Source organism: Bacillus sp. RAR_M1_44, from assembly GCF_020165935.1.
Lineage (GTDB): Bacteria > Bacillota > Bacilli > Bacillales > Bacillaceae > Bacillus > Bacillus altitudinis.
In genome coordinates this window covers 949,456-969,603 of the sequence record NZ_JAIUKX010000001.1, presented here as the reverse complement: position 1 = coordinate 969,603, position 20,148 = coordinate 949,456, and the positions used below count along the sequence as shown (strand labels likewise).

General features: G+C 41.0%; 24 protein-coding genes and 1 pseudogene. 19 read left to right on the top strand and 6 right to left on the bottom strand.

The genetic code is table 11. From position 1 onward, the window contains the following. The 13 genes and pseudogenes from LCD34_RS05245 (at window position 1) to LCD34_RS05180 (ending at window position 8,432) form a co-directional block, all read left to right on the top strand. Complete coding sequence (locus tag LCD34_RS05245; RefSeq protein WP_224558615.1) at window positions 1-1,098, top strand: phage portal protein; 1,098 nt, start codon at window positions 1-3, stop codon at window positions 1,096-1,098. Then, on the top strand, window positions 1,095-1,376 hold the full coding sequence (locus LCD34_RS05240; protein ID WP_003212795.1) for a DUF2577 family protein: 282 nt from the start codon (window positions 1,095-1,097) through the stop codon (window positions 1,374-1,376). Before LCD34_RS05245 ends, LCD34_RS05240 begins: the two co-directional genes overlap by 4 nt. After that, window positions 1,376-1,804, top strand: a complete 429-nt coding sequence (locus LCD34_RS05235) for a DUF2634 domain-containing protein (protein WP_216099064.1) — start codon at window positions 1,376-1,378, stop codon at window positions 1,802-1,804. Before LCD34_RS05240 ends, LCD34_RS05235 begins: the two co-directional genes overlap by 1 nt. Continuing rightward, window positions 1,797-2,843, top strand: coding sequence for a baseplate J/gp47 family protein (locus tag LCD34_RS05230; protein WP_224558614.1), 1,047 nt, complete (start codon window positions 1,797-1,799; stop codon window positions 2,841-2,843). Before LCD34_RS05235 ends, LCD34_RS05230 begins: the two co-directional genes overlap by 8 nt. After that, window positions 2,830-3,270: pseudogene (locus LCD34_RS19625) on the top strand (YmfQ family protein); the annotation flags it as partial. The gene LCD34_RS05230 and the pseudogene LCD34_RS19625, both read left to right, overlap by 14 nt. A gap of 495 nt (window positions 3,271-3,765) precedes the next feature. Continuing rightward, the gene (locus tag LCD34_RS05220) at window positions 3,766-4,149 is read left to right on the top strand and encodes a phage tail protein (protein WP_096881285.1); all 384 of its coding nucleotides are present in this window, start codon (window positions 3,766-3,768) and stop codon (window positions 4,147-4,149) included. Between the two features lie 17 nt (window positions 4,150-4,166). Further along, on the top strand, window positions 4,167-5,360 hold the full coding sequence (locus LCD34_RS05215) for a hypothetical protein (protein ID WP_224558613.1): 1,194 nt from the start codon (window positions 4,167-4,169) through the stop codon (window positions 5,358-5,360). A gap of 19 nt (window positions 5,361-5,379) precedes the next feature. After that, window positions 5,380-5,727: an XkdW family protein gene (locus LCD34_RS05210; protein ID WP_224558612.1), complete on the top strand. Its 348-nt coding sequence runs from the start codon at window positions 5,380-5,382 to the stop codon at window positions 5,725-5,727. Next, on the top strand, window positions 5,717-5,905 hold the full coding sequence (locus tag LCD34_RS05205) for an XkdX family protein (protein WP_224558611.1): 189 nt from the start codon (window positions 5,717-5,719) through the stop codon (window positions 5,903-5,905). Before LCD34_RS05210 ends, LCD34_RS05205 begins: the two co-directional genes overlap by 11 nt. 64 nt (window positions 5,906-5,969) lie before the next feature. Beyond that, on the top strand, window positions 5,970-6,182 hold the full coding sequence (locus LCD34_RS05200; RefSeq protein WP_025092921.1) for a BhlA/UviB family holin-like peptide: 213 nt from the start codon (window positions 5,970-5,972) through the stop codon (window positions 6,180-6,182). Window positions 6,183-6,194: 12 nt separating this feature from the next. Continuing rightward, complete coding sequence (locus LCD34_RS05195) at window positions 6,195-6,458, top strand: phage holin (protein ID WP_224558610.1); 264 nt, start codon at window positions 6,195-6,197, stop codon at window positions 6,456-6,458. Between the two features lie 58 nt (window positions 6,459-6,516). Continuing rightward, window positions 6,517-7,329 (top strand): N-acetylmuramoyl-L-alanine amidase, encoded by an 813-nt coding sequence (locus tag LCD34_RS05190; protein ID WP_224558609.1) that lies wholly within the window; start codon window positions 6,517-6,519, stop codon window positions 7,327-7,329. A gap of 602 nt (window positions 7,330-7,931) precedes the next feature. Continuing rightward, entirely contained in the window at window positions 7,932-8,432 is a 501-nt protein-coding gene (locus tag LCD34_RS05180) for a hypothetical protein (RefSeq protein ID WP_138278013.1), read from the top strand. Window positions 8,433-8,464: 32 nt separating this feature from the next. Here the strand turns inward: LCD34_RS05180 and LCD34_RS05175 are convergent, their stop codons facing one another. Then, the gene (locus LCD34_RS05175) at window positions 8,465-8,800 is read right to left on the bottom strand and encodes a YolD-like family protein (protein ID WP_224558608.1); all 336 of its coding nucleotides are present in this window, start codon (window positions 8,798-8,800) and stop codon (window positions 8,465-8,467) included. Window positions 8,801-9,088: 288 nt separating this feature from the next. Here LCD34_RS05175 and LCD34_RS05170 point away from each other — a divergent pair, with 288 nt between their 5' ends. Both LCD34_RS05170 and LCD34_RS05165 read left to right on the top strand, forming a co-directional pair. Further along, a complete protein-coding gene (locus LCD34_RS05170; RefSeq protein WP_224558607.1) occupies window positions 9,089-10,207 on the top strand; it encodes a tetratricopeptide repeat protein in 1,119 nt (372 codons plus the stop codon). Next, entirely contained in the window at window positions 10,197-10,358 is a 162-nt protein-coding gene (locus LCD34_RS05165; RefSeq protein ID WP_117616612.1) for a RapH phosphatase inhibitor, read from the top strand. The genes LCD34_RS05170 and LCD34_RS05165 overlap by 11 nt, the downstream gene beginning before the upstream one ends. A gap of 284 nt (window positions 10,359-10,642) precedes the next feature. Here LCD34_RS05165 and cudC read toward each other — a convergent pair whose 3' ends face one another. Further along, entirely contained in the window at window positions 10,643-11,200 is a 558-nt protein-coding gene (gene cudC, locus LCD34_RS05160) for a choline uptake/conversion transcriptional regulator CudC (protein ID WP_072368320.1), read from the bottom strand. A 206-nt stretch (window positions 11,201-11,406) separates the two neighbouring features. On the opposite strand from cudC, the gene betB reads away from it, so the two are divergent. Both betB and LCD34_RS05150 read left to right on the top strand, forming a co-directional pair. Then, window positions 11,407-12,876 (top strand): betaine-aldehyde dehydrogenase, encoded by a 1,470-nt coding sequence (gene betB / locus LCD34_RS05155; RefSeq protein ID WP_224558606.1) that lies wholly within the window; start codon window positions 11,407-11,409, stop codon window positions 12,874-12,876. Between the two features lie 27 nt (window positions 12,877-12,903). Further along, the gene (locus tag LCD34_RS05150; protein ID WP_008344050.1) at window positions 12,904-14,112 is read left to right on the top strand and encodes an iron-containing alcohol dehydrogenase; all 1,209 of its coding nucleotides are present in this window, start codon (window positions 12,904-12,906) and stop codon (window positions 14,110-14,112) included. A 239-nt stretch (window positions 14,113-14,351) separates the two neighbouring features. Here the strand turns inward: LCD34_RS05150 and LCD34_RS05145 are convergent, their stop codons facing one another. After that, a complete protein-coding gene (locus LCD34_RS05145; RefSeq protein WP_224558605.1) occupies window positions 14,352-14,831 on the bottom strand; it encodes a DinB family protein in 480 nt (159 codons plus the stop codon). A gap of 205 nt (window positions 14,832-15,036) precedes the next feature. On the opposite strand from LCD34_RS05145, the gene LCD34_RS05140 reads away from it, so the two are divergent. Both LCD34_RS05140 and LCD34_RS05135 read left to right on the top strand, forming a co-directional pair. Then, window positions 15,037-15,567, top strand: coding sequence for a hypothetical protein (locus LCD34_RS05140; protein WP_017359006.1), 531 nt, complete (start codon window positions 15,037-15,039; stop codon window positions 15,565-15,567). Between the two features lie 11 nt (window positions 15,568-15,578). Then, the gene (locus LCD34_RS05135; RefSeq protein ID WP_007500611.1) at window positions 15,579-17,126 is read left to right on the top strand and encodes a flotillin family protein; all 1,548 of its coding nucleotides are present in this window, start codon (window positions 15,579-15,581) and stop codon (window positions 17,124-17,126) included. Between the two features lie 31 nt (window positions 17,127-17,157). Here the strand turns inward: LCD34_RS05135 and ftsW are convergent, their stop codons facing one another. Genes ftsW through LCD34_RS05120 form a run of 3 tightly spaced genes read right to left on the bottom strand, consistent with a single transcriptional unit; the run spans window position 17,158 to window position 20,104 of the window. Beyond that, window positions 17,158-18,291, bottom strand: coding sequence for a putative lipid II flippase FtsW (gene ftsW, locus LCD34_RS05130; protein WP_411910426.1), 1,134 nt, complete (start codon window positions 18,289-18,291; stop codon window positions 17,158-17,160). A 5-nt stretch (window positions 18,292-18,296) separates the two neighbouring features. Further along, window positions 18,297-19,451 carry a rod shape-determining protein RodA gene (gene rodA, locus LCD34_RS05125; protein ID WP_017367917.1) on the bottom strand — a complete coding sequence of 385 codons (1,155 nt, stop codon included), beginning with the start codon at window positions 19,449-19,451 and terminating at the stop codon, window positions 18,297-18,299. Between the two features lie 14 nt (window positions 19,452-19,465). After that, a complete protein-coding gene (locus LCD34_RS05120) occupies window positions 19,466-20,104 on the bottom strand; it encodes a DUF1232 domain-containing protein (protein WP_017367916.1) in 639 nt (212 codons plus the stop codon). Between the last annotated feature and the right edge of the window lie 44 nt (window positions 20,105-20,148).

Below are 20,148 nucleotides of genomic sequence, written 5' to 3'. Positions count from 1 at the left end.
TTGATAGAACTCTTTGCAGTGCGGAGCGGGACCATGTATGAGCTTGTGACAGAGAGCGTCACGCTTCGTGGTCAAAGGTATCAAGCTCCCCGATCTATACAAGCAACTATCGTGACTAAACAGGGTTCACAAAAATATTACAGCATCAAAGAAGGAGACACTGTTCTTTTCAAGTGGAAAGGAAAAGAACTCTTTCGAGGAACAGTATTTGCAAGAACGCCCAAAGATGAAAAGATCACTTTTACTGCTTACGACATGCTTCAGTATTTGGTGAAGAACCAGGATGTCTATGTCTTTTCCAATAAGAGAGCTGATCAGATAATGAAGCGGCTTGGTCAAGATTTTCAGATCCCGATGACGTCGATCGCTAACACTGGCCATGTCATTAAATCACTTGTATTCAAAAACGATACAAGCCTTTATGACATCATCCTGCAGGCGTTAAAAGAAACAAAGAAGCAAACAGGGCGTAACTATCAAATCTATTCTGCTAAAGGAAAGATGGGGCTGAGAGCGTGGCCTGATCCGTCCGAAGTATGGGTCATTGAATCAGGCGTGAATCTCATTGATTATCAGTACAGCACCTCGATTGAGGAAACAGCCACACGTGTAAAGATGAGAGCGACACATGTGGAAAAAATTAAGGTGCTGAAGAAGGAAAAAAAGAAATCTAAGACTACTGACAAAGATAAAGAAAAAGATAAGAAAACGACCAAACCTACCAAGCCGAAAACTGTTACGCAAAAGAAAGAGATTGAGATGTTGGCTGTGGCGAATGATAGTGCTGCTAGAAGTAAATACGGCATCCTGCAGCACGTCGAAAGAGTGTCAGGGGAAATCAATCAGGCACAGCTGCAAAAGAGGGCTGATGTTCGTCTCTCACAGAAAAAGGGCGTGAAAAAAGAACTCAAAAGTATCCAAGCTCTAGGTATTCCTGGATTACAAAGCGGCATGCCAATACGCATCATCATTCCTGATATCGGTATCAAAAAAACGTACTGGATCGATCAAGATAGCCATGAATTTAAAGGAACCAAACACACCATGACGATTGATGTCGTTGAAAAGAATACGATCCCAACGGGGAACCAGACATGAAACTAAGCGAGGCAATTAAGCGATTGGCTGTCGATGCTGTGGATGCACAATCGCCAACTGACTTGATACTTGGTGATGTGGTGTCTGTTTCCCCTCTTAGTGTTCGACTCAATGAGAATGATAAACTCATCATTCCTGAAGAACTTCTTATCTGGCCAGCCCGCTTAGACGAGGGAGAAGATGATGAGCTAGAAGAAGGCGATAGTGTCATGGTCCTTGCGATGACAGGCGGACAAACGTTTTACATCTTAGATAAAGTAGTAGGAGGTGGTTCATAATGGCTCTTTCACCTGAAGAAGAGATTGAGGATTTGGATGAGGACGAAGAGGATATTGTTGAACCTTCGACCACCTACCGTATCGACTTCGAGTCAGGACGTCTAACCAATGAAAAGATCAATGGTCTTGATGCCATTCGCCAGTTCGTCTATATGGCTTTGCGAACGGAACGATATTCACATGCTGTTTATAGCCATGATGTAGGATGTGAGGTTCAAGAAGCTGTGTCTGATGAAGAATCAACGGACGAATACAAGGAAATGGAGATCCCGCGGCTCATTGAAGAAGCTCTTTTAGTAGATGAAAGAATCGAAAGTGTTCAAGATTTTGAGATCACTAAAGAGGGTGCAGCCTTTAAGGTGGTCTTTGATGTTGTGACAGATGAAGGAACCTTGGAGATCGAGGAGGTGATTGGCGAAGATGTTTGAAGATCAGTCTTATGAAGCCATCATGGAGCGAATGCTGGAACGTATACCCGATGATATTGATAAACGTGAAAACAGCGTGATATGGAATGCGTTGGCCCCTGCAGCTGCCGAACTTGCTCAATCTTATATATGGCTAGATCAGGTATTCGATCTTGTCTTTGCAGATACAGCGCAGGGGGAATTTTTAGATCGACGAGCAGCAGAAGTGGGGATCACTCGTAAAGCGGCCACAAGTGCTGTATGGTCCGTTGAAGTCTCGCCCGAAGGTATAAGAATACCAACGGGATCAAGGTTCTACATTGATAGTCTATATTTTCAGTTTGAATCTGATGGAACTTTGAAATGTGAAACGACTGGTGTTGTAGGCAATGGGAATTTTGCAGAGCTGCCGCTCCTATCGCTCGATAACATACCAGGTTTAGAATCAGTCATTTTCGAGGAGCTGAAAATACCTGGTCAAGAGGAAGAAGACGATGAAGCTCTTTATGAACGGTACTTGATGAGGGCAAGACGTGAAGCTGTCAGTGCCAACAAAGCACACTATAAAAAGTGGGCTGAAGAAGTTGAAGGAGTTGGCAGGGCGAAGGTGTTCCCGCTTTGGAATGGTGAAGGTACAGTGAAAGTTGTCATCACAGATGGTAATTTTGATGTTGCGACGGATCTGCTTGTCAATAAGGTGCAGGAGTACATTGATCCGGCTCCAGGCGAAGGAGAAGGCCAAGCACCAATCGGGGCAACTGCCACTGTTGAAAGCGCCAAGTGGAAAGATGTAGAGGTGTCTGTATCTGTGGAGCTTAAAATGGATTACTCCATTGAAGATGCACAACAAGAGATTGAAGAGAAGGTCAAAGCGCTTCTAAAATCACTTGCCTTTGAAGAAAATGTGATTAGAATGTCAGCGATCAATGACATTTTATATCATGCGGATAGTGTCTCTGATTATGCGGATGTCTTGATAAACGGCGAACCCAAAAACTTGCCCCTCCAAGACATTGAAATTCCGCGTCTAGGGCAGGTGAACGTCATTGAGCAAGCTTGATGAAATGAAAGCTTACCTGCCTGCTTATCTAACGGAGATCACTGAATTTGATGAATTAATGAAATCAGAGGCTCCTGAGATGGAAAGGCTAGATGATTCTATTTTTGATATGACTGATCAGCTTTTTCCGATCACAGCAACATGGGGATTGGATCGATGGGAAAGAATGCTGAAGGTGCAGCGTGAGTCAGGTGACTCGATTGAATTGAGAAGGGCACGTGTATTGAATCTCATGTCAAACATTCCACCGATCACGTATGCATCACTAGAAAGAGCAGTGAACCGGTTCTTGAAGAAACCTAGCGCAGTGGTTCGTCTAACGACAGGCCGCTATCATTTCTCCCTTCGTGTTAATTTGGATGACCTGCAGAACACCAGATACATTGTGGAGACGCTTGAAAACTTAAAGCCTGCACACTTGGCTTACAAATTCACAAGCGTTCATCATACTGATGTTCATGAAATCAAAGATTATCATAATCGGCTCACACTGCGCAGCAGAGTGGGCTTTTTTGATCACATCCCGATTCTGTTAAATGGAGAGTTTTTACTGAATGGCACTTTTTATTTGAGCGGATCGCGCAATTCTACTGACATTCCTGTTCGGTTTAGGCAGTCTTTAAAATTGGCCATGAAGCTCAAAAAAGAAATGAAGGTTCTTGGACGTACAAGATATGTCATGGTAGGAGCCAAACATGAAACGGATCAACAAGCTGCTCTTACGCTTCGATCACGCTTCAATCATGTTAGGAAAGAAAAAAAGAAAATGACATTCCGCATGGCTGCTCATGTATCAAATGAGCAAAGCGGAAGTGTAATCATTAAGCAGAAATATTGGACGCTTGATGGATCGGTACCGCTCGACGGTTCAAAATATCTAGCTGCCACGTCCAAACAAATAGATTTATAAAGGAGGATCATTATGGCTGATCAATTAACCGTTACAACGCTTTATGCTCGCCAACAAATGGCGAAGGCTAGAGCAGAGGGAACAAGGCTAACTAAAGTGGTCAAGATGGCTTTCGGAAAAGGTGGAACGAAAGACGGAAAACCAATCTCTCTGGATGGAACAGAACAAGAGTTAAAGAGTGAACTTGTTCAAAAGGACATTGATTCATATGAGTTTATGGAGCCGGCGAAAATCCGCTACACCTGCACGATCGCCGAAGGAGAACTGGCAGGAGAAGTGATCAACGAACTAGCACTTGTCGACGAAGACGGTAAATTCACCGCCATCCGCACTATGACAGACAAGCAAAAAGATGGTGACATTGAATTCATCTTTGAGATTGATGATATTTACTAGGAAAGGAGTGCTCATCGATGGATATTAAATCTCCTAAAGTGTTTGAAACAAGTGACAAGGCTCATGCGGATCTGTTCAATGACATGGTTAAAGTGTTGCTTGAAAATGACTATGGACTGTTAGATCAGATCATTGGACATATTGACGATACCAAGCCGCATGCATCTGAAGCGGAGAAAAAGAAATGGAATGAATCGCAGTTATATAAAATCACAGCTGATGACGGCAAATACTTGATCTCTGTTCCAGCTGACAAAAATATTTATGATGCGATTAAAGACAAAGGGACCTGTACTTTCATTGCATCCCCAGGTGTAGAAGATTCCCCAGCACCCAGCAATGCCTATTTGAGAGGTATTCAGACGGTGGGACAAAACAACATCGGAACCGGTTTTGCGGTAGACACATCAGGTAATGCCTACTACTTCTACTATAATTCTAGCCATATATCTATCACGTGGACGCAGCTGCCGACAACAGCTGAAAAAGATAAATGGAACAATGGACAACTCTATAAATTGACGCAAGATTCAGGTGAACGTAAACCGCTCCCCAAAGTATTAAACGGAACAGATGTCTTATCATTGCCTCCTGGTCGTTATTATGCAGCAGGTCAATACCTTACAAATATGCCGACCGTAAACGACTCAGGTTGGTTCAATATTGATGTTGATACTGCTGTAACAAGAAAAAACATTCATGTATGTCGAAGTTTTGATAATCTACATTGGTTCGGAACTGTTCATACAGAGGGGAATTTCACAGGTTGGAAAAAAGTTTTAACAGTGGAGGATTTGGCAAACAGCACCTTTGTTGATACTTATGATCAAAATAATTCATCGGTTTCTGCTGCTGAAAATGTTGCAACAAAGCTTGTTTTTGGGACATCACGAGCGGATGATTTATCAGAGTATAACCGCTCTCGTGCTGAGATCATACTGAAAAACAGTGGTCTTTATTTAATCAGGCTTTATGTCACTAGTAATAATATTACAGTCGGATCAGATAATATCTTGGCCTGTTATGTCAACGGATCAGAATACCAGAGGTTCGGAAACTGGAATCCAGCGACATCATCAAGTACGTGCGTGCTTTATTTATTACAAAAATTTAAAGCCGGGGATAAGGTAACTTTCTATATAACACCAAGAGGGACCAACAAGACTGTATCAATAAACACAGCTTATGTAACGATGTCTCAATTGAGATAAATGGGATAGGAGGGAAAAGATGAATAAGGCACTAGCGATAAAATTTCTTTATCCAAATGCGGAACTAGGTAAGGATTATTCGGTTCGGGATGATGGAGAGGGACAGTTCATAGATACATGGTTTTTAGAAGAACCTGAGCCTTCAGCTGAAGAGTTGGAAGCTGCTTGGCAAGAGTATCTGAAATTAGATAATGAACAACCTATGACCCAGGTCGAAAAGCAATTACTTCTTATTGGTGAACAGTTAGCGAAAGAAAAAATCGCTCGTCAACAGGCAGAAAGAGTAAATGCGATGTTAGGACAGCAGCTGGCAGAAATGCGAATAGACGTCCTTAAATTGAAGGGAGGGTTTACAGATGAATCTTAATTTTTGGGTGTTAGCGTTATTTTATAAATGGGCCACAACTGCAATGGTTAAACAAGCAATGTCGTTCAAGGATTGTTCAATTGAAGATCTAGAAGAGGGCGTTCAGGAGGAATATGTTACACAGGATCAATACAAGGAAATAACAGGTGAAGCATATACAGAAACGTCAGAAGCCTAGTAGAAAGGTTTTTTATTTTGCCTTCTTTAAGGGGGTGGACAAAGTGAGGGAGTAGGTGAGCATGGTGGAAATGGATTTGGCTCAATATTTGATGACACAAGGACCCTTTGCGGTTCTTTTTTGTTGGGTTTTGTTTTACGTATTAAACACAACAAAGGAACGAGAAAACAAGCTCAATGAACAAATCGAAGCGCAAAATGAAGTGTTAGCAAAGTTTAGTGAGAAGTACGACGTAGTAATCGACAAGCTCGATAAAATTGAACGGAATTTAAAATAGGAGGAAAAAATCATGAAAACATTCGACAAAGGCACTGTGATCCGCACGGTGCTTCTTTTTATTGCATTGATCAACCAAGGACTTATAATGTTCGGCAAACCTGTTTTGCCGATTGATGAAGATCAAGTTACTTCACTGGCTGAAACGTTGTATCTTGCTTTCTCAATGATCTTCACAATCGTAACAACCCTGGTGGCATGGTTTAAAAACAACTATGTGACTGACAAAGGCAAGCTGCAAAAAGAAGCGCTGCAACAAAAAGGATTAACGAAGTAAGGAGCTGCCATGAGGTGGCTCTTTTTATATTTAATAGACCAAAAAGGAGACGATGAACGTGGTAAAAATCATTAAAGATTATATTCCGAAAAGCAACAAGAACCGTCCTGGCAACTACATGAAGCCTTTATATATTACGGTCCACAATACTGCTAATACTAAAAAAGGAGCAGACGCAGCTAATCACGCTAGTTTTGTTAAGCGATCTAGCACGGGGGTAAGCTGGCACTTTACTGTGGATGAAAATTGTATCTATCAGCATTTGCCGCTAAACGAAAACGGTTGGCATGCGGGAGATGGTCGGGGAACCGGCAATATGAGATCAATTGGTATCGAAATTTGTGAGAATGCTGATGGGGACTTTGAAAAGGCAGTTGAGAACGCCCAATGGCTAATTCGTCAGCTGATGACTGAGCAAGGCATTCCATTGGCCAACGTTGTGCCACATAAGAGATGGAGCGGCAAAGAATGCCCACGAAAGTTGCTTAATCGCTGGGACAGCTTCAAAGCGGGTATTGCAACCGCTCATACAAGTAACAAGGCAACAGCGAAGCCTGTGGAAGCAACACCTGTCAAAAATACACCATCCAAGCCAAAAGCGAGTAAGCCTAAAAAATCGTTTAACTTGCCATCTGGCATTTTAAAAGTTACAAAGCCGCTTACAAAGGGGGCAGCTGTAAAAGCAGTACAACAAGCCCTAGCATCGATTTATTTTTATCCTGATAAGGGAGCGATCAATAATGGAATCGATGGGTACTACGGACCCAAGACTGCGAATGCAGTGTCTCGATTTCAAATGATGCATGGGTTAACCCCAGATGGCATATATGGTCCAAAGACTAAAGCGGCTCTTGAAAAATCATTGAAATAAGTCATCCCCCCTAATCATGAAGGTTAGGGGGGATTTGTGTTTATTAGATACAAAATGTTCATCAGTAAAATTGTTATATTTTCTCGGTATATCCCCAAAACAAGTAACAAAAGTAATGTTCTATCTAGCAAGTATAATGCTTCTTATTACTTATTTTTACATAAATATTGGAAAGTGATAGGATATTTGCGATAATAAATTGAAAACATGAACATGTTGGATAGTCTTTAAAAGCCTAACGTGTGTAATGTTTGATTTTTCTCTGATGTGGAGGTGAACTATAATGAATGGCATAGATATATTAGAGAACGCTTCAAGACTTGGTCAATTAATTCTTTTCTTCTCTGGATACGCTCTTTATTGGAAATTAGTCAAAACAAAAAAAGAGCGACCCCTCACTAAGTACGAAAATTTCCTTAAATTTTTTGTAATGTTGGGCATGGTAATTTATTTTCTCTCGTTTTTATCTTTAAACTTGTGGGGGTAATATGTCACTTTATGTCTGATTATGTCTGATGGGTTTAACTCTCCTTTAAAACCCTTTGTTTTACATAAATGTATGATAAAGTAATATCGAACTTTAAAAAAGGGGGAGTTATTAAATGAAAAGATTGGTTTTTTTAATGTTAGCATTAGTTTTGGCTGTAACTGCATTTGCGCCAGCAGCTGCTGCAAAGACACAAAGCACAAAGGGATTAGAAGGTTTGACAGAAGAGCAAATTGAGAAGTCTTTAAAAGAAATTGAATACATCTTCACAAAGATTATCATTTCTGATAAAGAAAAAGGCTACACAATTAATGAAGAAGAGCTTGCAAAATCACCTTATACAGATGCAGAGAAAAATGGAATGATCGCTTTCGCAAAATTAATGAATCAAGAAGTGACCACGAAAAGTAACACGGTAACTCGCTGTGTTGAGGATGCAGTTGGTATCGCTAAAGGTACTTTAAAGCATCTGCAAAAAGCAATAGATAAGGGAGATTGGATGACAGTGGCAGTATACTTAGGCGGTATGGGCCTTGCAATTAAGCCGAGCGTGTTATTCGTATTCATGCTTTTTTGTGGTGCGCCAGTAGCCAAAATTGCTCCTGCTCATGAATAATGTACAAACACATCAAAACACCCTAACATTAGTTAGGGTGTCTTTACATTTAGTATATCTGAAAACTTAATGAAATTTGTATCGCCACGATCATCCTTCACACGAAATTCCTTTCGTAGATGATCCACGTATACAACGCACCCACTTACTTTGCGAACAAAGCCGTTATCATATAACTCAAAGTCCAGCGGCAAGTCTTCACTCATTGCTGTGGCAATTGTATATTCAAATTCCTCAATCTGTTCTGAGCTTAATGTTGGTCGCTCAATCTTATGTTTTGCAAGATGAAGTTGCCTTAGTGCTTCGTTATGCTCAGGCAATATAAACTTCATCTTCCAACGGTTTTGATCCTTTTCTGTATTCCACATTTAGTCCACCTCAAAAGAAATTATAACCGAATGTTTGTTCTGTGTCTAAGTTTGAGTTATAATAAATTTATATACGGTTTACCCGCGGAAACGGGATAAAAAATTCGTATATTTCAATGATTTACTTACTTCTTTATCAAACCACTATTACTCATGTATTACTCACACGGCTCCTTTACAGGAGCTCTTTTTTTGTACTTTTTTGCGGTTTCTTTTCGGTGCTTTGTAAATTCCTGTATGTAATAATATATGTAATATAAGGGAATTTTGTGGAAGGGGAGTAAGGGGATGGAGAAGGTTCTTTCTTCACATGTTGGTGTGAAAATAAATGAATGGTATAAAATGATTCGTCAATTTAGTGTACCGGATGCAGAGATTTTGAAAGCTGAGGTAGAACAAGAAATTGAACGAATGGAAGAAGACCAGGATTTACTGATTTACTATCAATTGATGTGCTTTCGTCATCAGCTTATGCTTGATTATATTAAACCCTCAGATCAACGCTCTTTATCCATTGCAGAATTAGTTGATAAAATAGAAAACTCCAATCATAAATTGTCGGGCATGCTGCAGTATTACAACGCGTTTTTTCGCGGAATGTATGAGTTTAGTATAAAAGAATATGTACAGGCCATCCAATACTATAAAATAGCCGAGAAACAACTTACGCTAGTTATAGATGATATTGAGCAAGCCGAGTTTCACTTCAAGGTGGCTGAAGCCTACTATATTATGAAACAAACTCATGTTTCCATGCATCATATCATTAAGGCGCTTGAAATTTACGATCAGTATGAGTTATACAAGATTAGAAAAATTCAATGCTTATTTGTAATTGCAGGAAATTATGATGATTTGGCTCGACACGATAAATCAATTCCTCATCTAAAGAATGCAATTAAAATTGCAGAGGAAATTGGAGATCAAAAAATCTTAACTAAAGCATTTTTGAACATTGGCCATACATTTGATAGAGACGGTCAATGGGATGAAGCTATCAATTATTTTGAGAAGGCTATTCAAAAGGCAGATGATGATTCGGAGCTTCTTACCAAATTGTATTTTGCGATTAGCTGTACGCAATTTAAAGCAGGAAGATTTAAAGAAGGAGAAGCATCTTTAATACAAGGAACTAATATACTTGAGGATGCCCCTAATAAGCTTTATGAAAATCTATTTACCTTCTTAGAAGCGGTTTATGTTAATAATATAAATGAGGAGCAGCTGGCCGAAGTGTTTCAGTATCTAGAACAGAAACAGCTTTTCGCTTACGCTGAGGCATGCTATATAGTGTATGCAGATGAGTATGGGAAACAAGGTCAATTTGAAGAAGCAACAGCTGCTTATCAAAAGGTATTAGAAACACAACTCAAAATTCAGAGAGGGGATTGTTTGTATGAGTTTTAAGAAGGGTTTTACGATGATTGCTCTTACTGTGATTGCAGCTGCAGGAGTGTACACTATTGCAACTGATCGAAACACGACATCGATAGAAATACAAAAAATCGATCGAAACACGACGATGATCGATCGAAACACAACTTCTCAAAACGTATAGGCAAAATTAAAACAGACCCTGCATGGTCTGTTTTTTTATGGGGACGGATTGGGGACCAACCCTTTCAGTTTTGTTCAGAAATGAAAATATTTATTCAGAAAGGCTCATCATAGAACCTTATTAAATCAGTCTTTATCAGAGAACGTCTGTTTGCTTCGGGTTATGTCGTTCACCCTGCCAGCGTAGCGCTCTCCCAGCTGAGCTAATGCCCCGAAGTATTACGACATAACTTATTATAATCAATCCTCCTGTAAAATTCAAGCTGTAAAACACAAACACCTCGGCTATTTTTCTTTCTGATCAATCGGAATATAGTCAAAGATGTCTCCCGAATGAACCGAGTGGGCTAATCGTCTAAGCCAGTCATAATAGGCTTTTGAGCTTTCAAGCTGTTCAATGAGCTGTTTCGCTTCCTCTCTTTCATGTTCCTCCGCCTGCTCATCACGAGCTACATCTTGAAGGCGTTCTTGCGCTTCTTCAATCGCTGCTAGATTGACCTCAACCTCTCGTTCCCATTTTTGCGGGAAGAAGTTCATGAAAAACTTAAAAAAGTCTTTCTCAGCAACAAAGCTGTGTTTTCTTCGGCCACGGTGAAAGGTCTTTTTGACAATATTCATGTCTTGCAGTTTTTTCACACCCGTACTCATACTAGGCTTACTCATTTGCAGCTCTTCACGCATTTCATCCAGCGTCATTTCCTCATTTAAATACATCGTTCCATATAAAATACCCGCACTTCTAGTAATGCCATAGAGATCCATTGTTTCAGCGATGGAATCAATGACGAGATCTTTAGCAGCTAAAATGCGGTCTTCTGCTTGTGGCTGTTCCTGCTTTTTCATCTTGTCCCTGCTTTCTATTAAGTGAATTCAATACGTTCAAAAAAATCTTTATGGACTATATGTTAACGAAAGAATGCAAAATGTCAAAATAAAAGAAGCATATCCCCCTTTGACAGAAAAATTTGAACATGTTAAGTTAATTATGTTCAAAACGTTAAAATTTTATTTAACAAACTTACCAAAGAGAATCAGAGGAGGTTCCTTCTATGAGTCAAACACTATTTATCGATGGACAATGGGTTGGCGCTAAGAGTGGCGACACAAGAGATATCATCAATCCATTTAATCAAGAAGTGATCGCGACAGTCAGTGAAGGATCAAGAAATGACGCGCAGTTAGCCATTAAGGCAGCGAGAAAAAGCTTCGATCAAGGTGATTGGGCAAACATGCCTGGACTTGAAAGAGGAAATATTGTGTTTAAAATTGCGGAATTGATTAGACGAGACCTTGATGAATTAGCCAAATTAGAATCACTTGATACGGGTAAAACATTAGAGGAAAGCAAAGCAGATATGGACGATATTGCGAATGTATTTCAATATTATGCAGGTCTTGCTGATAAGGATGGCGGGGAAATCATTGCATCTCCTATTCCAAACTCAAAAAGCGAATTAGTCCGAGAACCTGTCGGTGTATGCGGTCAAATCACTCCTTGGAACTATCCATTGCTTCAAGCGAGCTGGAAAATCGCTCCTGCCCTTGCAGCTGGAAATACAATCGTACTAAAGCCAAGTGAAATTACACCATTAACCACGATCAAAGTTTTCAAACTTATGGAAGAAGCGGGTGTTCCAGCAGGCGTTGCCAACTTAGTGCTTGGACCTGGAGCAACTGTTGGAGATGAGCTGGCTGTCAATGACCAAGTCGATTTAATTTCATTCACAGGCGGTATTGAAACAGGTAAGAAAATCATGCAGGGAGCCAGCGGGAATGTGAAGAAAATCGCCCTAGAGCTCGGCGGGAAAAACCCGAATATCGTCTTTCAAGATGCTGATTTAGACGTAGCGGTTGACCAGGCAATGAATGCTGTGTTTTTCCATGCAGGGCAAGTGTGTTCAGCAGGTTCACGCTTGTTAGTGGAAGAATCCATTCACGATGAATTTTTAGAAGAACTGGTGAAGCGTACGAAAAAAATCAAGCTAGGCAACGGCTTTGATGAAGGAACCCAGAGCGGACCGCTCATCTCAGCTGAGCATCGAGAAAAAGTAGAAAAATACGTCAGCATCGGTTTAGACGAAGGCGCAACATTAGAAACAGGTGGGAAACGACCTGATGCAGAGGAGCTTCAAAAAGGATTCTTCTACTTGCCGACGATTTTCTCAGGCTGTACATCAGAGATGCGAATTGTACAGGAAGAAGTGTTTGGACCAGTCCTCACTGTCGAATCCTTCCGATCAGAGGAAGAAGTCATCGAGCTGGCAAATGACACGATTTATGGTTTAGCAGGAGCGGTGTGGTCTTCTGATATCGGCAAAGCCGAACGAGTGGCTCGTCAATTAAGATTAGGCACGGTATGGATCAACGACTTCCATCCTTATTTTGCCCAAGCACCGTGGGGTGGATATAAGCAATCAGGTCTTGGACGTGAATTAGGACGTACGGGCCTTGAAGAATATACGGAACTAAAACATTTATATCGAAATACAAAACCAGAAGCGGTTCATTGGTTTAAATAAATATCACTTATCTGGAGGAGATTCTATATGACTTTAAATATGAAAATTGAAAGCATGCAAAAATTCCATACGTTTGAAATTCCGACTGTCATCAAGCATGGCATTGGGGCAGTGAAACATGTTGGGGAAGAAGTAAAAGCATACGGCGTTTCAAAGGTATTGCTTGTCACAGATCCTGGTATTTATCAAGCAGGTGTTGTAGATCCAGTGATTGCTTCATTAAAAGAAGCACAAGTTGATGTGGTTCTATTTAATAAAGTAGAACCAAACCCGCCAGTCCGTTTAGTCAATGAAGGATCTGCGTTATATGAAAAAGAAGGTTGTAATGGTTTGGTCGCAGTAGGTGGCGGAAGCTCAATGGATACAGCGAAGGCTATCGGTGTGGAAGCGACTCATGAAGGATCAGTTCTTGATTACGAAGCGGCTGAGGGGAAAAAACCGCTTGAAAATAGAATCCCTCCGTTAACCACAATTCCGACAACGGCTGGTACAGGTTCAGAGGTCACGCAGTGGGCAGTGATCACTGACGAAGAAAGGGAATTTAAATTCAACACAGGTGGACCGCTCATTGCAGCTCACCTAACAGTGATTGATCCTGAGCTTCATGTATCTATGCCGCCGCATGTGACGGCAATGACGGGGATTGATGCGCTTGCGCACGCGATCGAATGCTATACGATGAAGTTTGCTCAGCCAATTACAGATGCGGTAGCGCTCATGGCCATTGAATATGCTGCTCATTATATTCGCCGTGCCTTTGCTGATGGAGAGGATTTAGAAGCAAGATATGGCATGGCACAAGCTGCGATGCTTGCAGGACTTTCCTATGGAAGTGAATCAGCTGGTGCAGCCCATGCGATGAGTCAAACGCTTGGGGGTATTATTCCTGTCGCACATGGCCAATGTGTAGCGGCAATGATGGGACCTGTCATGGAATATAACTGGAAAGGGTACCCAGAGAAGTTCGCTCGAATTGCGCAAGCATTCGGAATTGATACAAGCAGAATGACAACAGAGGAAGCCGCAAAAGCAGCAGTGAATTGGATGTATGATTTAGTGGAAGACCTAGAAGTTCCTTCATTAGAAGAACAAGGTGTACCAAAAGATATGATCGATCGCTTATCTAAAGAAGCAATGAAAGATCCGCAAACAGTTGGAAATCCAAGAGACCTGAATGAAAAAGCATACAACTGGATTTACGCTCGCTGCTTTGATTTAACACCTAAAACAGTGTAACAATGAAAAAAGGCTCCCAAAAGGGAGTCTTTCAGCGTGTAGACAAACCCTCGCATTCGGTGTCAGTCCTGCGCTTCGGTGCTCACGAATGTTAAATTCGCTCCGCGCCGATGCTCGTCCTTCCTAGAATGCAAAGGTTTTCTATCACGCTGAAAAGAAGACAAAGGGCTAAAATAAAGTTCATTTTAGCCCTTTGTCAACAATCTGAAAGGCTCCCAGAAGGGAGCCTTTTTTACATTTTATAGCTGTTCTTTAATTTCTTTAATTTGATGAATATGGCGTTTTTCGTGTGCACCGATAAAATCAAGGTATTGTTTTAATGAAAGTTCTTCAAACACAGGATGTGGAATCACGCGTTTGAAATCTTCCTCTGTAAACGTTGATAAAATTTGATTTAATTTCTCACGAGCTGTATCAAGCTCATCTTTTAAATGTGTAGGTGTCACATGCTTGCGCTCTGGTTCAACAATACTAGGCGCGGTGGCTTTTCTTGAACGATCCTCTGCCATTTCCACCGGCTTTGGCTCATATTCTTTAATCGGTGCTTTTTTCCCCTCGGCAGCTAGATGTTTTGCTGCAACTAGGTCCATCTTCTTTAAATGATCTGCAACTTCTTGAATACTCCAAGTATCATCAGATAATTTTTGATTTAATTGTTCTTCGCTCAATCCTTGCAGCTCCTGCCACAATTCTTGTCTTGCTTCATGTAATAAACTCATTTCTCTCACCTCAAGATCAAATTTTATCATACTGGTACAAGACAATCATTCTTTAGCTATCCGAGAAATCCTTTAATGAATTGTGATGAAAAATGAAACCTTTACAAAAGTGGTTCGTATTACCTGTTAGAAGGAATACACTTGGATGTGAGCATAGTCTAAATGAATGAAAGGCTGCTCATTTCATAAAGAAAGGGTGAGGAAGATGGATGTGTTTGGGCTGCCTCTTCAGACGCTGTACTTATACATATTGATGGTATCAGGAATCCTGACGCTTGTTTTCGTCTTTTTTGGCGATGTATTTGATGGATTGTTTGAAGCGATTCCTGTCCCGTTCCTTCAACCAACATTGATCCTCGCATTTCTTACCTTTTTCTCGGCTGGAGGATTTATCTCTGAAAAAACAGCAATTGTAGGAAGTGGACTTGGCGCCGTATTATCTGCCATCCTCGCAGTGGTTCTCGTTACTTGTTTAAATGTATTTGTCTTAGTCCCGCTTTCCTCTGCTGAAGAATCTCTTTCATATACGGAGGCCGACCTAAAAGGAAGAACTGGGGAGATCATTGTATCTGTACCAAAAGATGGGTTTGGAGAAGTGCTGTTAATTAGTAACAGCGGAAAAATCTCAAAGCCTGCCGTCAGTTTCGACGAAGAGGAGATTCCATATGGAACCCGGGTGCTGGTCGTCGAAGTGAACAAAGGCGTGTTATCTGTTATACCAAATGAAGAAATCTAGGAGGGAATGCTATGCCAGGAACAACCATATTAATTATTATTGGAATTGTGCTTGTGATTCTCATTGCACTTATTGGTGTATTTGTTTCGAAATACCGGACTGCTGGTCCAGATGAAGCATTAATCGTCACAGGAAGTTACCTCGGAAGTAAAAATGTCCACGTGGATGAAGGTGGAAACAAGATTAAGATTGTAAGAGGTGGAGGTACCTTTGTACTCCCTGTTTTTCAACAAGCAGAGCCGCTCAGCTTACTATCTAGCAAGCTAGATGTTTCAACGCCTGAAGTCTATACTGAGCAGGGTGTACCGGTCATGGCGGATGGAACGGCCATCATTAAAATTGGTGGATCAATTGAAGAAATCGCCACTGCTGCAGAGCAGTTTTTAGGGAAAACAAAAGAAGATCGTGAAAATGAAGCAAGAGAAGTACTAGAAGGACACCTTCGCTCCATTTTAGGGTCAATGACAGTTGAAGAGATTTATAAAAACAGAGAGAAATTTTCTCAAGAAGTACAGCGTGTCGCTTCTCAAGATCTAGCGAAAATGGGTCTTGTCATTGTATCGTTTACAATCAAAGATGTCCGTGATAAAAATGGCTATTTAGAATCACTAGGTAAACCTAGAATTGCTCAAGTGAAACGCGATGCAGATATTGCGACAGCAGAAGCAGATAAAGAAACACGTATCAAACGTGCAGAAGCAGATAAAGATGCGAAAAAATCTGAGCTTGAGCGTGCCACTGAAATCGCTGAAGCAGAAAAAATCAATGAGCTGAAAAGAGCAGAATTCAGACGTGAACAAGATACAGCAAAAGCAAGCGCTGACCAAGCGTACGATCTTGAAACAGCTCGTAATCGTCAGCACGTAACTGAACAAGAAATGCAAGTCAAAATCATTGAACGTCAGAAGCAAATTGAATTAGAAGAAAAAGAGATCCAGCGTCGTGAGCGTCAATACGATTCTGAAGTGAAAAAGAAAGCAGATGCGGACCGTTATGCTGTTGAGCAGTCGGCTGCGGCGGAAAAAGCGAAGCGTCTTGCAGAAGCAGATGCGAAGAAATACAGCATTGAAGCAATGGCAAAAGCAGAAGCAGAGAAAGTTCGGATTGACGGGCTTGCCAAAGCGGAAGCCGATCGTGCAAAAGGGGAAACAGAAGCAGAAGTCATTAGGTTGAAAGGACTTGCGGAAGCAGAAGCGAAAGAGAAAATTGCAGAAGCATTCGAACAGTATGGTCAAGCGGCGATTCTTGATATGATTGTGAAAATGCTACCTGAATATGCGAAACAAGTATCTGCTCCACTTTCTAACATTGATAAAATTACAGTTGTTGATACAGGTGGTAACGGGGAAGGCAGCGGCGCCAACAAAGTGACCAGCTATGCGACAAACCTTATGTCCAGTCTTCAAGAAAGTCTGAAAGCTTCCTCTGGAATTGATGTTAAAGAAATTATTGAGAATTTCTCTGGCAAAGGCAATGTGAAACAAAGCATCCAAGAACTGACGAATGAAATCAAACAGCCAAGAAAAAAAGAAATCGCTGATCGTCAAATAGAAGAATAAAAATCAAAAGACACCTTCTGATAGAGGGTGTCTATTTTAATTGGGGTACATGCCGGTGTCTTTTGATAGATGAAGAGAGATTCACAAGAATGCCTGCAGATATCATCATGAACACCAATGAAGATCCGCCGTAGCTAATAAAGGGAAGAGGAATGCCTGTAATGGGGAGAAGCCCAAAGACAGCTCCTAGATTAAAGGCTGCTTGAATCATAATTTGAAAAGTAAGCCCGATCGTTAATAGCTTTCCAAATGGATCTTGTAAACCTTGAACGATTCGAACGGCGCGATACATGATGAGTAGGTAGGCACCCAACACAAACGACAGCCCCATGATTCCCAGCTCTTCACTGATGATGGCCATAATAAAATCTGTATGGGCTTCAGGAAGAAATCCTAGTTTTTGAATGCTTCCGCCTAAACCATTCCCGGTAAGCCCTCCTGAATTCATGGCGAGATAAGAATGGATCAGCTGATAACCATCTCCATCCTCATACATGAAAGGATCACGAAAAGAAGTGATTCGTTTCAAGCGATAAGGAGCGGTCACAGCAAAAAAAGTGATCCCTGCCGCAGCCGTCGAACCTAGTAGAATGAGGTGGCGTGTTTTAAGTCCAGCACATAATAAGACGATACCGCAGCTCAATAAAATAGAAACTGCTGTACCTAAATCTGGCTGTTTTAAAATCAATAAAAAAGCTAGACTTAAAAGAAGAAGTGGAGGCAGTACTCCTTTTTTAAAGGATGTAATGTACGCTTGTTTCCTTGCATATACATAGGCAAAATAGATGATCATCACTAATTTCACAGCCTCAGACGGCTGGATGATCAGAGAGCCCAATTGAACCCATCGCTGTGAATTGTTTTTGACAACACCGATTCCAGGAAGCAGGACAAGGATAAGACATAACAATGACAGCATAACAAGCCACCGAATATATTTACGGTAAGCTTGATATGGAACCAGGGCCGCAGCGATGAAAAAGAAGAACCCAATCAAAAGCCATTGCCACTGTTTCATGAAGAAGTAGCTGCCCTGTCCATATTTTATTTCGCCTAAAGGATAACTCGCACTGTACACCATCAGTAATCCAAAGAAACAAAGACAAACAATCGTCCCAGCAAGAATGTGGTCGATTTTTTTTAGGTGAGAAAGAATCAATGACATCACCTTCAATCCCAGTTACGTCCAAACATGTAGGATGAGGACCTCAGATTGACACTAAACACAAGGCCAATGGCGATCATATTGGTTAAAAGCGCACTGCCCCCATAGCTGATAAAAGGAAGGGCAAGACCAGTCACGGGCATTAGCCCTACTGTCATCCCTACGTTTTGGAAGACTTGAAAGACGATCAGTCCAACCACCCCAGCACATATATACAGCCCATAAAGGGTATTCGCATGCATAGCCACATGAATCATTCGATAGATCATCATAAGATATAAACAGATCAATAGGGAGGCGCCGATAAAACCAAACTCCTCACCAATAACTGCAAATATAAAATCTGTATGGGCTTCAGGGATATTTCCCCCTTGTACTTGATTTCCTTTTGTATAACCGCTTCCTGATAATTGTCCTGACCCAATGCCAAGCATTGCTTGTTTTAGTTGATACCCATATGTCGAATCAAATTCATCTGGGGAAAGCCACCCATAAATGCGATCAAGCTGATGAGGTTTAATCACTTTTGTAAAGTGCTCAAAATGTTCATTGTGCAAGTAGGTCAAAAATGCAAGAAGCCCAAGAAAAGAAGCGATTAATGCAGCGATCATCTTACTTGAAATGCCTGACACAAGCATCAGTGTAAAAGCGATAGACAAGATCACAAGTGCCGTTCCCAAATCTGGCTGAATTAAAATCAGGAAAAAAGGAACAGCGGTCCAGCATATGATTTTCATTGTGGGAATCATGCTTTCTTTAAACGCAAAGCGCTGATGTTTGTATCGATTTAAAATAGCCGCTAACAGAAGAATGACAAAAATTTTCATAAATTCTGATGGTTGCACTTTCATGGGCCCCAAGCTGATCCATCTTTGGGAGCCATTTTGATTCGTGCCAAAAAAATGAACGAGAATGATGAGGAAAAGACCACCTGCAAATAATCGAAAAGATAAACGCTCAAGCAGTTCATAATCAAAGTAAGCAACTGCCGCCATAAGGCCAAAACCGACGATATACCAGAAAACTTGTCTTTTGACGAAATAAAACATATCTTGCGTTTCATACTGGCCCGATCCGCTATACACAGCCAGCAGGCTGATCACAAAGAAGCAAATGACAGTGAATAATAATGCGAAGTCAATGCTGTTCTGTTTTTTCATGTCTCCGTCACCTGCTATGACCTATTTGTCAGCTGGTTTAATACGACCTGCACCGCTGCAGCGTCATCAATATAGCCGATCGGAAAAATATAATCTGGTATTAAATCAACGGGCATAATGAAGTAAAGTAATGCGCCTCCCATCAACATCAATTCTCGAGAAGTACCCCGTGCGCTCATGAACGAGCTGTACATGCTTTTCAATTGATCAAGAAATGGCCCAACACCGCTTATCGTGTCTATCTTTTTTTCAAACTTTGCTGAGATTGTTTCTTTTCCCTCATCTGATTGACTATAGATCTCATATTCATTTAACTTCTGTTTCAATTCATTCTCGCTGAACGTCCCGTCATAGACATCATGATCTTTCAGCGTTCGCTCAATCTCTTCTACGGCTTGAATGAACGTATTACCGTGAACTCTTTCGTTTTTAATTGAAAATCCAGCCGTGGCCAATAGATGATCTAAAGAAATGTGTAGAGCATCTGAAAGCCGCTGTAAATGGTTCAAAGTCGGTTTTCTTTTTCCGTTCATGATTCTAGACAGTGTGGCTTTATCAATTTCTGTTTGTGTACTGAGTTCTCTTAATGAAAGAGAACGTATTTGCAGTTGTTCTTTTAAAAACTGCCGAAGCTCAGTTGTTTTAAATTCCATCTCTTCTTTCCCCTTTTCATAAAGTTCAACTCTTCAATAGAAGA

Bases quoted from the DNA above. Each gene is read 5' to 3' on its own strand.
- LCD34_RS05215 (WP_224558613.1), top strand. From the start codon at position 4,167: ATGGATATTAAATCTCCTAAAGTGTTTGAAACAAGTGACAAGGCTCAT.
- LCD34_RS05205 (WP_224558611.1), top strand. From the start codon at position 5,717: ATGAATCTTAATTTTTGGGTGTTAGCGTTATTTTATAAATGGGCCACA.
- ftsW (WP_411910426.1), bottom strand. From the start codon at position 18,291: ATGTCATTGATTCTTTCTCACCTAAAAAAAATCGACCACATTCTTGCT.
- LCD34_RS05145 (WP_224558605.1), bottom strand. From the start codon at position 14,831: ATGAGTTTATTACATGAAGCAAGACAAGAATTGTGGCAGGAGCTGCAA.
- LCD34_RS05150 (WP_008344050.1), top strand. From the start codon at position 12,904: ATGACTTTAAATATGAAAATTGAAAGCATGCAAAAATTCCATACGTTT.
- LCD34_RS05120 (WP_017367916.1), bottom strand. From the start codon at position 20,104: ATGGAATTTAAAACAACTGAGCTTCGGCAGTTTTTAAAAGAACAACTG.
- LCD34_RS05180 (WP_138278013.1), top strand. From the start codon at position 7,932: ATGAAAAGATTGGTTTTTTTAATGTTAGCATTAGTTTTGGCTGTAACT.
- LCD34_RS05140 (WP_017359006.1), top strand. From the start codon at position 15,037: ATGGATGTGTTTGGGCTGCCTCTTCAGACGCTGTACTTATACATATTG.
- LCD34_RS05210 (WP_224558612.1), top strand. From the start codon at position 5,380: ATGAATAAGGCACTAGCGATAAAATTTCTTTATCCAAATGCGGAACTA.
- rodA (WP_017367917.1), bottom strand. From the start codon at position 19,451: ATGAAAAAACAGAACAGCATTGACTTCGCATTATTATTCACTGTCATT.
- LCD34_RS05220 (WP_096881285.1), top strand. From the start codon at position 3,766: ATGGCTGATCAATTAACCGTTACAACGCTTTATGCTCGCCAACAAATG.
- LCD34_RS05165 (WP_117616612.1), top strand. From the start codon at position 10,197: ATGAGTTTTAAGAAGGGTTTTACGATGATTGCTCTTACTGTGATTGCA.
- betB (WP_224558606.1), top strand. From the start codon at position 11,407: ATGAGTCAAACACTATTTATCGATGGACAATGGGTTGGCGCTAAGAGT.
- LCD34_RS05175 (WP_224558608.1), bottom strand. From the start codon at position 8,800: ATGTGGAATACAGAAAAGGATCAAAACCGTTGGAAGATGAAGTTTATA.
- LCD34_RS05235 (WP_216099064.1), top strand. From the start codon at position 1,376: ATGGCTCTTTCACCTGAAGAAGAGATTGAGGATTTGGATGAGGACGAA.
- cudC (WP_072368320.1), bottom strand. From the start codon at position 11,200: ATGAAAAAGCAGGAACAGCCACAAGCAGAAGACCGCATTTTAGCTGCT.
- LCD34_RS05240 (WP_003212795.1), top strand. From the start codon at position 1,095: ATGAAACTAAGCGAGGCAATTAAGCGATTGGCTGTCGATGCTGTGGAT.
- LCD34_RS05135 (WP_007500611.1), top strand. From the start codon at position 15,579: ATGCCAGGAACAACCATATTAATTATTATTGGAATTGTGCTTGTGATT.
- LCD34_RS05195 (WP_224558610.1), top strand. From the start codon at position 6,195: ATGAAAACATTCGACAAAGGCACTGTGATCCGCACGGTGCTTCTTTTT.
- LCD34_RS05230 (WP_224558614.1), top strand. From the start codon at position 1,797: ATGTTTGAAGATCAGTCTTATGAAGCCATCATGGAGCGAATGCTGGAA.
- LCD34_RS05170 (WP_224558607.1), top strand. From the start codon at position 9,089: ATGGAGAAGGTTCTTTCTTCACATGTTGGTGTGAAAATAAATGAATGG.